Source organism: Aeromonas sp. R5-3 (assembly GCF_040908225.1).
Classification (GTDB): Bacteria; Pseudomonadota; Gammaproteobacteria; order Enterobacterales; family Aeromonadaceae; genus Aeromonas; species Aeromonas dhakensis.
On record NZ_JBFODH010000018.1, the window covers coordinates 237,549 to 248,165 of the forward strand.

The following is a 10,617-nucleotide window of genomic DNA, read 5'->3' on the forward strand; positions in this document are numbered from 1 at the left end:
GACGGGAGGGAGGCACCATGTGGCATGATGCGTTTCACTTCGACTCCTTGGTGTGGGATGGCCCCATCGCCATCTACCTGTTCCTGCTCGGCATTTCGGCTGGCTCGGCCACCCTCTCGGTGCTGCTGCGCCGCCAGGGGGCCGGCAGCGAGAGCGGCATCATCAAGGCGACCGCCATCCTGGCGCCCGTTTCGGTGATCCTGGGGTTACTCATCCTCATCTTCCACCTGGCCCGTCCCTGGACCTTCTGGAAGCTGATGTTCCACTACCAGTTCGACTCCGTGATGTCGATGGGGGTCATGCTGTTTCAGGTCTACATGGCGGTGCTGTTCGCCTGGCTGGCGGTGGTGTTTCGGGCAGAAATCGAGGCCCTGCGCCGACGTCTGCTGAGCGACAGGCTCGCCTTTGTGAATGGGTTGATCGGCTGGCTCGCCCGCCTCGAGCGGCTGCTGGCGCCACTGTTGTTGCTGCTGGCCGTGCTGCTGGGTGCCTACACCGGTTTTCTGCTCTCCGCCCTCAAGACCTACCCCATGCTCAACAACCCAATCCTGCCGGCGTTGTTTCTGGTCTCCGGCATCAGCTCGGGGGTGGCCTCCACCATACTGCTGGCGGTCACCCTGTTTCGGGAGGATGGCCACAGCCGCGGGGTGAGCTTCGTGCACCGCTTCGAGCGGCCCATCGTCGCCATCGAGCTGTTCCTGCTGCTCTGCTTCTTCACCGGCCTCTATTTTGGTGGCGGCCAGCGGGAAGCGGCCATGTGGGCGGCCATCGGCGGCGGTTTCTGGTCCCAGGTGTTCTGGTTCGGGGTCATGGGGCTGGGGATCCTGCTGCCCCAGCTGCTGGGGCTGGTGGGCAGTCCGGCCAAGGCCCATCAACCGGCCCGGCTGGCGCTCATCTGCAGCCTGAGCCTGGTGGGGATATTGCTGCTGCGCTACTTCATCCTCTATGCGGGGCAGATGACGGTGATGTAGCTGGTGTGTGTCGCCGCTGCGCAGGTAGATAGCGGGAAAATCACAGGCAAACAAAAGGCGGGATCTTTCCGCCTTTTTTATTGCCGTCAGCCTGCTTGGTCAGATCAGCGCACGCTGCTCGAAGCGCTGCTCGCCGGGGCGACAGACCAGCACCGAGCCCTGCTCGAACCAGTCCCCCAGGACGATACGCCGTGCCGGATGACCGTCGAGGCTGAAGTCGTGGATGGCCGGTCTGTGGGTGTGGCCGTGGATCATCATCCGGCAGTCGTGCTGGCGCAGCATCTCGTCCACCGCCGCCGGGGTCACGTCCATGATGGTCTGGCTCTTGTGGGCATTTTCCATCTGGCTCTGGCCACGCATCTTGTGGGCGATGGCCTGGCGGCGGGCGAGCGGCAGGCGCAGGAACAACCAGCGCAGCCATTTGAGCTGGGTGATGCGGCGAAACTTCTGGTAGCCCTCATCCAGGGTGCAGAGCAGATCGCCGTGGCTCAGCACCACCCGCTCGCCGTAGAGCTCGATGACGCACGGATCCCCCAGCAGGGTCATGCCGGCGCGCTTGGCAAAGGCCTGGCCCAGCAAGAAGTCGCGGTTGCCGTGAATGAAGTAGAGGGGCACCCCCTGCTGGCTCAGGGCCGCAAAGGCGTCGGCCACCTCGCCGTGGAGGGGATTGGGATCGTCGTCGCCAATCCAGAATTCAAACAGATCGCCCAACACATAGAGGGCATCGGCGCCGGGGGCGTCGTGCGCCAGAAAGCGCACCAGGGCGGCGGTCATGTCGGGCCGCTGGGCACACAGGTGAATGTCGCTGATAAAGAGGGTGCTCATGAGAAAGTGCGCTGGGCCCTGTTGAGGTGGCTGGAAGTGGAACTGGTATTGGTATTAGAGCTGGAAGTGAAGTGGGTGCCCGTCGCCTTCGGCTGCCACGCCAATGGGGCAAGCTCGCCGCCCTCCAGGGTGAGCAGCGCGGCATACGGGTCGCCAGCAAGGCCCAGCAAGTGGCACATGGCCGCTTCCCCTTTGAGCCCTTCATCAAGGCGCAGGCGCAGCACTTGGTGATAAAACGCCGCGCCGAACTGTTCAAGCAGGGCAGCCATCAGGCTGAGGTGGCGCCAGCCGTTGAGGCGCTCGAGGGGATCCGGGGTGAGGTAGAGCTCAAGGGGCCAAGGGTGGCCATCGGTGCCGGTGACGCTCTGCTCGGCCAGCCAGATGTCAGCGCCCTTTTGCGCAACCCGCCAACCCTGGGCGGCAAGCGTCGCGGCAAACGCGGCCGGGTCCGGATGGCGGCAGACGATGTCGAGATCGCTGCCGGGGCGGTCGAGCCCGATGGCGACCGTGCTCACCAGCGCCAAGTCGCTGCACTGCGCTGCCAGCGCATCCCACACCCCGGCTGTGAGCAGGTCATGGGCCGAGCGTTGGCGCGGGTTGCCGTGGGCCAGGTAATCGAGACTGCGCCAGTCGATGGTGCCGGCCTTCGCAGATGGAAAAACTGCGGCCGGGGCCGCAGTCAGTTCATCTCGCAGAAGGCAGAGATCACTCGGCAAGGGTCACCTTGGTGATCACGACGTCTTCGGTCGGCACGTCCTGGTGGATGCGGCCGTAGTTGCCGGTCTTGACGCCCTTGATCTTGTTGACCACGTCCATGCCGGCGGTCACTTCACCGAACACGCAGTAGCCGAAGCCCTGAGTGGTGGCAGATTTGAAGTCGAGGAAGTCGTTGTTGTTCACGTTGATGAAGAACTGGGCACTGGCAGAGTGCGGCTCCATGGTGCGAGCCATGGCGATGGTGCCGACCTTGTTGGACAGACCGTTGGCCGCTTCGTTCTTGATGGGGGCGCGGGTGTCTTTCTCTTCGAAGCCAGGGGCATAGCCGCCGCCCTGGATCATGAAGCCGTCGATGACGCGGTGGAAGATGGTGTTGTCGTAGTGACCGTCACGGCAGTATTGCAGGAAGTTGGCCACGGTTTCCGGGGCTTTTTCAGCGTTCAGGGTGAGGGTGATGTCGCCGTGATTGGTGTGCAGAGTGACCATGATATGTCCTTTCATTTGATGCGGGCGACGAGGTGCCCGCAGGTGTATGGCATAAAGTGGTGGCAATTCTAGCCCATCAGGGCCCTGCGGCATAGATGGTGCGCCTGATCCGGCACGTTTTCTGCCTCGTTTTCTACGCGCGATGCGGGTAGAATGGCAGGCCATTTTACTCACAGGCAGTGGTCATAAGATGCTGAAGATATACAACACACTCACTCGTCAAAAAGAAGAATTCAAACCTATCCACCCGGGCAAGGTGGGCATGTATGTGTGTGGCGTCACTATCTACGATCACTGTCATATCGGCCACGGCCGCACCTTCGTCGCCTTCGACGTCGTCGCCCGTTACCTGCGCTACAGCGGCTATCAGCTCAACTACGTGCGCAACGTTACCGACGTGGACGACAAGATCATCAAGCGCGCCGCCGAAACCGGCGTCACCTGTGACGACCTGACCGAGCGCCTGATCGGCGACATGCACGCCGACTTCGATGCCCTCGGCATGGTGCGCCCGGACGTCGAGCCGCGCGCCACCCAGCACATCGGCGAGATCATCGAGCTGGTGCAATCCCTGCTGGATAAAGAGCACGCCTACGTGGCGGACAACGGCGATGTCATGTTCATCGTCGACTCCTACGCCGACTACGGCAAGCTCTCCGGCCAGGATCTGGAGCAGCTGCAGGCCGGTGCCCGCGTCGACGTGGTGGATGCCAAGCGCAATCCGCTCGACTTCGTGCTGTGGAAGATGTCCAAGCCCGGCGAGCCGACCTGGGACAGCCCCTGGGGCCCGGGTCGCCCTGGCTGGCACATCGAGTGCTCCGCCATGAACTCCAAGCACCTTGGCAACCACTTCGACATCCACGGCGGCGGCTCCGATCTGCAGTTCCCGCACCACGAGAACGAGATCGCCCAGTCCTGCTGCGCCCACGGTGGCGACTACGTCAACACCTGGATGCACAGCGGCATGGTGATGGTGGACAAAGAGAAGATGTCCAAGTCCCTTGGCAACTTCTTCACCATCCGGGACGTCTTGGCCCACTATGACGCCGAGACCGTCCGTTACTTCCTGATGTCTGGCCACTACCGCAGTCAGCTCAACTACTCGGAAGACAACCTGAAGCAAGCCCGCGCCGCGCTGGAGCGCATGTACACCGCCCTGCGCGATTTGCCTGAAGCCGCCGCTGTCGGTGGCGACGAGCAGGTGGCTCGCTTCAAGGAGGCGATGGACGATGATTTCAACACCCCGGAAGCCTACTCCGCCCTGTTCGACCTGGTGCGCGAGATCAACCGCCAGAAGGGTGAAGACATGGCCGTTGCTGCCGCGCTGGGTGCCCGTCTGCGTGAACTGGGCGCCGTGCTCGGTATCCTGCAGCAGGATCCGGATGCCTTCTTGAAGGGCGATGAAGCGGACGAAGAGGTTGCCGAAATCGAGCAACTGATCGCCCAGCGAAATCAGGCCCGTGCCGACAAGAACTGGGCCGCGGCGGATGCCGCCCGCAACCGTCTCACCGAGATGGGTATCGTGCTGGAAGACAGCGCCGGCAAGACCAGCTGGCGCCGTGCCTAAGGCCCGTTGTCCTGTTGCTGGCAACAGGTTGAGCCAATAAAAAAACCGCAGCCCTGGGGCTGCGGTTTTTTTGTGGCCTGTCGTGAAGCCTCGGCATCCTTCGGTCTGATCCCCTCGCCCCTTGGGGGAGAGGGTTAGGGTGAGGGGGGCTCATGTCATTACTCGCCGGAGTGCCGCTAAACCGTTTGTTTCTAGACCCCCAAGTTCATACCTAACCTGGTTGGAGCCTCTGATTATGGCTGGTCCAGCAGTGCGTTCAGGTCTTTGGTGCGCAGCTCGGTGAGATTGGTGAGGCAACTGCTATGTACGAGGGGCGCGATAGTCCCTCCTTCATAGACACCTGCCTCGTAACGGCATTGTGCATCACGAAATGTGATCCAAGCGCGCTGTGCTGTTTTCAGCCTGCCAAGTTGGTCCTTATCAAGCGTTGCAACCAGCTTCCTGTAGGCGGCGTTGAGCTTGGCATCGGCCTGCTGGTAATCCTGAAACGCACAGATGTTCATGTCGGTTTGTGTCACCGGCGCAGTACAATCCTGCTCGGCCTGAACGGCAGTGGTTGCCAGCAAGAGCAACAGGGCGGGATAGAGTCTCAAGAGGCTGTTCCTTTGTGGTAGCGAGAGGGCCAATATACGGCATAAACCGGCCCGATGGCGGCTCTGTTTTTCAAGAATAACAAGGAGATGACGTCATGAAGCTGAACTTGGGGCCGTTTCTCGCCCTGCCTATGCTGGCGTCCGGGCTGCCTGTGGCTGCCACTGCCCCCGATATGCAGGCCCAAGCTCGCGTCAAGGTGGTCGAGTTTCTGGTCTGGGAACGCGAGGTCAAACCGAGCGGCCTCTATCAGAGCGATCTTGGTGGCGCGCTGCCCACTATCGTCTCCCCCGAGCTGCTCTGCCTGCTCAATGCCGCCTCCAAGGCGCGCGAAATAGCCACCCGCGAGGCCCCCGACGAGAAGCCCCCCTTTGTCGAGGGCAACCCCTTCCTGCCCAACGCCTGGGATAACCTGCTGGGCTCGGAGATCCTGTCGTCGCGCGCCATCGCCGGCAGCCGGGATCGCAGCGAGGTCAAGGTGCGCTTCACCTTTGGCGAGCCGGGCACCCCGCTCGACGCCCCCAGCGGCACCTACCGTTTTGTCAGCACCTATTTGGTGAAGGAGGGGCCGCAAGGCGCCCGCATCACCGACATCGACGCCGGCGGCAGCTGCGATTTCTGCCAATCCGGCAGCCTGCGCGCCGCCCTCTATGAGACGCTCACCGCCTATACCGCCGCAGGGGGAGAGCAGTGCAAGGGGTTGGGGAAATAGTGTTTAGTTGGAATAGAAGCGTGTTTGGGGAATAGAAATAAAAACCGCAGCTCAAGGCTGCGGTTTTTTCTGTGACTTACTTAGGGGTGGGGAACAGCCTCTCATTTTGGAGAAAAGGGCGCCCATAGGAGCTTTATGGCAGTCATATAATTACTTCGTTAATTATTTTTTGTAATTTATCGTTCCAATTCCGCTCTCTTACAGTACTCGATTTTGAAAGGAAATTACGGTGCCTAAATAATTGAGATTTAATAGTGCTTTGCCACTTTTTATCTAGAGAGTTAGTCTCCAGTATCTGCTCGAACGTAAATAGCATTGATGAAACAAACCAGCAGTACTTTCCATAATCTATAGTCCTTTCTTCAGGTTTTTCCATACCATAGGCAAATTCTGGTTTATCAATACACATAGATAAATATTGGTGATATAAATTGTGAGCTGTTGTGTTTCTAGTTTCAGCAATATTAGCCTCTAACTGTTCCCAGCCTAATTTTAATTGCTTGTTTGCGACATACAAGGCTGACCATGCAATTATTACGGTTGCTATGCTTGAAGCAATACCGATCCATTTCACCCATGTATCAATATCCATTAAAACTGTAACTCCATAATTAACAACAATGTTTTTATCGGTTTAACCCAGCAGGTTTTGTTTTTCTTTTCTTATGCTCCTTATGCTCACGGGTAAATGCATAGGGATCTATATCAGCAACATTAATCGCAATTTGATTAGCTCCATGTACGTGAGTAATTAGTCTTTCGTAAGGTTCTTTAAATGGCGCCTGGATTGTTGAGCCGCCAAACTCTCCAATATTTGAGATTATAACATGTTGATACATATGGTAGTGTAATGCAGCAGCCATATTATCAAAAGTATTTACATCTTTGTTATGAGCAACAACTATAAATAGATCCGTCTTATCTCTTAAGTCAGAAGCCAAGCTAATATCTGTTGCATCGTAACATATTGCACCTGATATTCTAAAAGGTGATAGGTCATCTCTATATACCTCAATTATATGTTGACATGGCCTAAATCCAGTAATTCCGAGTTTTTCCTCTTCCGAGGTCATATGTAGTTTACCTTGGTCTCTAATTATCCATTGCCTTCCACTTTTCTTGTAATCTGGAATTATCCATCTTGCAATATTCACTAATCTCCCTTCATGGTCTTTAAAAACAAAGCCTGCAAAGATCATGGCTCGGGTCTTATCTGCAAGCCGCTTAATTATATCCTGATCTTCTATATGTACCGATAGTTCTGGGAAGATAATTAAATCTGCTGCGGCTCTTTCTGTTTGTCGATCTGCCTGTAATTTTGCAGATAACGTTTTGTAAGCAACTTGGCATACGGAAAGTAAATGCTCTCGATGTGTAGCTCTAGTTTTAGCATGATTTAATGTCGGGTCGGCTTTCACAAAATCAGTAGAGCGTGGTAGTAGCTGCTGAATCATAACTACACGGAAATGTGGTGTTGCATTAATTTTGGGGCGTTTTACTTTAGAGGGCAAGCCCGGCATATTTGAGGCTTTACAATATAGGCTGTTTAGATATGAAAGTCTATTTGTCAACGTTGACTCAAATGAGTTTAAATCAATGATATTTAGTATGTCTTTATGTCGAATAAAGTTTGATTCAAATCCGGGCCATTGGAGACACCTCATGAGCAATTCTGAGAACCATCCAGTTATAGTTGCATATTCACCGACTAATGACTCTGGTGAATGCATCATTCCCATTCGACGCTTGAACCAAGAAGTTCTTATGCCTTTATATGTATCTAAATTGTTAGATTTCCATCTATTCCCTGTAAAGTCACATCCACCCACAACTGCAGCTCTTAAAATAGTTCCAATCCAATATATTTTTTTTGCTGCTTCATCATTGCTATTTGTATCTGAAAAAAGCCATTCAGGGATCTGAAATCGTGGGTCAGTGAATTTATTAGCTTCAATAATATCACATTTTATTTCATTTGCTTTCGGACTCCATATTTCACGCCACGTGATACAGCTTGGCGAGCTAACCAATATTTGCTTAGGAGATAAAGCTAATGTATTGGGGTGGTTTTCCGATAGCCTTAATAATCCTAAGGCTAATTTTATTGTTGCAGCTTCATGTACAAAGCAATTCTCTTCAGATGCAATTATATTGGATAGTTTTAACCTGCCGTTATTGATTCTTGACACAATAACTGGTGATGCCCACTCTAGGGACCTGTACTTTATTTTTAAAAGCTTGGTTTTACTTATTCTATCCCAAATGGAAAGCCAAAATGGTCCACCGCGCTTAGCAAACATTTCAATAATTTCTACTGCATCAGGTGAAGAACTTACTTGCTCTAGTAACAATTTTACGTATGTGTCATTTTGACCAGTTATCTGGCTAGCTATCTCATAAATAACCCAGAAGTCATCCTTTTTAGATGGTTGCTTACCATTCAAAATGAGATGCAATGCTGCTTGGATAGATTTATTTCCAAGCTGAGGACATAGTGGTTTCTTTGCAATTGCCAGTAACAATAGGGCTTGTCTTTCTACAAATTCTTTTTTTATTTTTGAATCAATGACTCTTTGTGCATAAAGTGATGCCAATTCAATAATTGAGAAAGGTTGAAGGGAATTTGGGTATTTTATCTTCTTAAAGAAGCTATCAAAGTCACAACAACATCTAAATAAATCGGCTAACAGATAATCCATTAAAATGGCGGAAATCTCATCGTTTGAGTTTTCTTTATTAAAACTACTTCTTATATATATGGAGTTAAATACAGGTTCAAATAATTCAGCTGAAGGATAAATTTCGATTGCTTTTCTTAAAACGATACTTAGAGATGGATCTTTCATCCATGCATGTATTAACTTCTTTGCGAGTAACTCACTTTCATTCTCTAGTTGTTTATTATTAAATCCTTGTTCATTAATAACACCAATGCTTCGTTTGGACCGTATTATGCTTTCTAAACGGTTGGCTGCGAACCTTTTTAAGGTATCAGTTCTTATGTCGTGATCATATTTTGTTAGCTGAACTAGAGGTAAGTCTTGATGAGATGTTTTCAAGTCGGGAAGATTATCATCTTCTATTGAAAGCAGACCCTCTAGAATGCTTGAGGCATTATCAAGAGCATCTCTATCTGCTGGGCCGCTTAATTCTCCCCGTAGTATATTAATTCTGTTTGTCATGCTGCCTATGTTATCAAGGTCTGAAATAGACGTTATTTTTGTTTTTTTGATATTTAAGGCTATATCAACACCGGCATGTTTTTTCAGCATTCTGCTAATATAACTTTGTATTACTCTTTTTATTGTTTTTATGTCTTCAAAATCAGTGCTGATTACAAGTCGGAGATCATCAACATATCTACAGTAATCGTAAAGGAATACCTTTCCTGGTGTTGGCAACAAAGTTCCAATATTGTTACCAATCTGTTTATCAAAGTCTAGCATGTATGCATTTGCGAAAAAGCCTGATGATACAAGCCCCTGAGGTAGACCTTTTCTGGAGTCTAAAGAAATATTGAATTTTTTTGCAAATTGAACATCTTTGTCTCTCCATTGCCAATCAATTATTTTTTCAAAGCGGCGCCAAAAAATATCACATTGATTATATCCAAAATTACTGGATGCTTTTTTCAGTCTTTGTATGAGGACTTTTCTGTCTATATTGTCATAAAATTTTGATAAATCCAAATTTACTATATATACATTGCCTGCATTTCTCTCAACTAGCTCTCGTCCAATAGCTATAGGTCTTTTTAAAAAGTTTTGGTAATCTGAGTAAAACTTTCTATATATTTCACTGTTTCCCCATCTGAACCAAGCTTTTTTATTTTTCCAATCACAAATTAAGCGGTTACCATAACTGTAAACAGAAGTATCTTTTCCTGAGCTGCAATCACCTTGTGCCGTCTCTATAGCATCAGCTAGGCATATCATTGCTGTCGTAGCCCAAGTTTGGTCCCGTATCGTGAGATGGGCTAATGGCCTAATCGGTGGGGTATTATTACGCTCTTGTTTGTTGTGATCATCTGTAAATGCCGCTGGTATCCATCCTAGATTTCTATCTATAATCCATGCTTCGCTTTTTGCAGCGGGAACAAGTTCTAGCTTATTCAAATCTCTTCCTAATTTTAGCTGTTGCCCCCACTTATTTGCCTCATATTCAATAGCTATAGTGGATGCGTCAAGAGATAGTGTATCAGCATACCAATTAAAGCTTCTTATGTATGAGTGAGTTTTTTTCCAAGCCTGTGAAATAACTACTGGATCAGTAAGGTAATTTATTTCAGGTTTAATTGATTGATACTTTTCTGAGATGAATTTCATGATTTTAATTTTTCTGTTAAAAGGTTTTTAATATTGACAATGATTTTCATTGTTTTCGTAAATGAAGGGCTGTAGGTCTGATTAGCGAAGCGTAATCGGACATTCGACAAATAAGGTGTTATTACGGTGAAATACTCACTATCGGGCCTTCAATATAAAACCGTTTCCCGATAGGGATGTGTGCCACATACTGTTGTACTTACAATGATTTTTCACTTATGCAGCTATATCGAATGTTATTGCATAGGTGAAAAAACTGGTTTCGCCATAGAGTTGGTGAGAGCTGGATCAGAGATAAACTCCTATCGATCATTGCCCGAATAAAAACAGGGGGTGCTTAACTTGTCTCGAGGCTGAGGGTTGGGTACTTCCCCCCTGTTGTTCGCCGAGGTGAGCCCGTTTGTCCAGGCCGCGAGGCAGGAC

9 protein-coding genes are annotated in these 10,617 nt (G+C 50.9%); 3 read left to right on the forward strand and 6 right to left on the reverse strand.

What is annotated here, in order from left to right:
* Window positions 1-17: 17 nt before the first annotated feature.
* Window positions 18-971 carry a cytochrome c nitrite reductase subunit NrfD gene (gene nrfD / locus AB5Y95_RS09435; protein WP_368160723.1) on the forward strand — a complete coding sequence of 318 codons (954 nt, stop codon included), beginning with the start codon at window positions 18-20 and terminating at the stop codon, window positions 969-971.
* A 99-nt stretch (window positions 972-1,070) separates the two neighbouring features.
* Here nrfD and lpxH read toward each other — a convergent pair whose 3' ends face one another.
* The 3 genes from lpxH to AB5Y95_RS09450 are packed head-to-tail and all read right to left on the reverse strand — an operon-like array spanning window position 1,071 to window position 2,999.
* A complete protein-coding gene (gene lpxH / locus AB5Y95_RS09440) occupies window positions 1,071-1,796 on the reverse strand; it encodes a UDP-2,3-diacylglucosamine diphosphatase (RefSeq protein ID WP_368160725.1) in 726 nt (241 codons plus the stop codon).
* Entirely contained in the window at window positions 1,793-2,512 is a 720-nt protein-coding gene (locus tag AB5Y95_RS09445; protein WP_368160727.1) for a DUF4269 domain-containing protein, read from the reverse strand. The genes lpxH and AB5Y95_RS09445 overlap by 4 nt, the downstream gene beginning before the upstream one ends.
* Window positions 2,502-2,999, reverse strand: coding sequence for a peptidylprolyl isomerase (locus tag AB5Y95_RS09450; RefSeq protein ID WP_005302674.1), 498 nt, complete (start codon window positions 2,997-2,999; stop codon window positions 2,502-2,504). Before AB5Y95_RS09450 ends, AB5Y95_RS09445 begins: the two co-directional genes overlap by 11 nt.
* 190 nt (window positions 3,000-3,189) lie before the next feature.
* On the opposite strand from AB5Y95_RS09450, the gene cysS reads away from it, so the two are divergent.
* Window positions 3,190-4,566 (forward strand): cysteine--tRNA ligase, encoded by a 1,377-nt coding sequence (gene cysS / locus AB5Y95_RS09455; protein ID WP_368160729.1) that lies wholly within the window; start codon window positions 3,190-3,192, stop codon window positions 4,564-4,566.
* Window positions 4,567-4,799: 233 nt separating this feature from the next.
* On the opposite strand, the gene AB5Y95_RS09460 is transcribed toward cysS, so the two are convergent.
* A complete protein-coding gene (locus AB5Y95_RS09460; RefSeq protein ID WP_042067809.1) occupies window positions 4,800-5,159 on the reverse strand; it encodes a lysozyme inhibitor LprI family protein in 360 nt (119 codons plus the stop codon).
* Window positions 5,160-5,254: 95 nt separating this feature from the next.
* Here AB5Y95_RS09460 and AB5Y95_RS09465 point away from each other — a divergent pair, with 95 nt between their 5' ends.
* Window positions 5,255-5,869: a hypothetical protein gene (locus AB5Y95_RS09465; RefSeq protein ID WP_368160731.1), complete on the forward strand. Its 615-nt coding sequence runs from the start codon at window positions 5,255-5,257 to the stop codon at window positions 5,867-5,869.
* 142 nt (window positions 5,870-6,011) lie between these two features.
* Here AB5Y95_RS09465 and AB5Y95_RS09470 read toward each other — a convergent pair whose 3' ends face one another.
* Window positions 6,012-6,461 carry a hypothetical protein gene (locus AB5Y95_RS09470; protein WP_368160733.1) on the reverse strand — a complete coding sequence of 150 codons (450 nt, stop codon included), beginning with the start codon at window positions 6,459-6,461 and terminating at the stop codon, window positions 6,012-6,014.
* A gap of 34 nt (window positions 6,462-6,495) precedes the next feature.
* Window positions 6,496-10,194 (reverse strand): reverse transcriptase domain-containing protein, encoded by a 3,699-nt coding sequence (locus AB5Y95_RS09475; RefSeq protein WP_368160735.1) that lies wholly within the window; start codon window positions 10,192-10,194, stop codon window positions 6,496-6,498.
* Window positions 10,195-10,617 lie beyond the last annotated feature (423 nt).

Excerpts from the sequence above, each read along its gene's own strand:
- nrfD (WP_368160723.1), top strand. The coding sequence starts at position 18 with ATGTGGCATGATGCGTTTCACTTCGACTCCTTGGTGTGGGATGGCCCC.
- lpxH (WP_368160725.1), bottom strand. The coding sequence starts at position 1,796 with ATGAGCACCCTCTTTATCAGCGACATTCACCTGTGTGCCCAGCGGCCC.
- AB5Y95_RS09450 (WP_005302674.1), bottom strand. The coding sequence starts at position 2,999 with ATGGTCACTCTGCACACCAATCACGGCGACATCACCCTCACCCTGAAC.
- cysS (WP_368160729.1), top strand. The coding sequence starts at position 3,190 with ATGCTGAAGATATACAACACACTCACTCGTCAAAAAGAAGAATTCAAA.
- AB5Y95_RS09465 (WP_368160731.1), top strand. The coding sequence starts at position 5,255 with ATGAAGCTGAACTTGGGGCCGTTTCTCGCCCTGCCTATGCTGGCGTCC.
- AB5Y95_RS09470 (WP_368160733.1), bottom strand. The coding sequence starts at position 6,461 with ATGGATATTGATACATGGGTGAAATGGATCGGTATTGCTTCAAGCATA.
- AB5Y95_RS09475 (WP_368160735.1), bottom strand. The coding sequence starts at position 10,194 with ATGAAATTCATCTCAGAAAAGTATCAATCAATTAAACCTGAAATAAAT.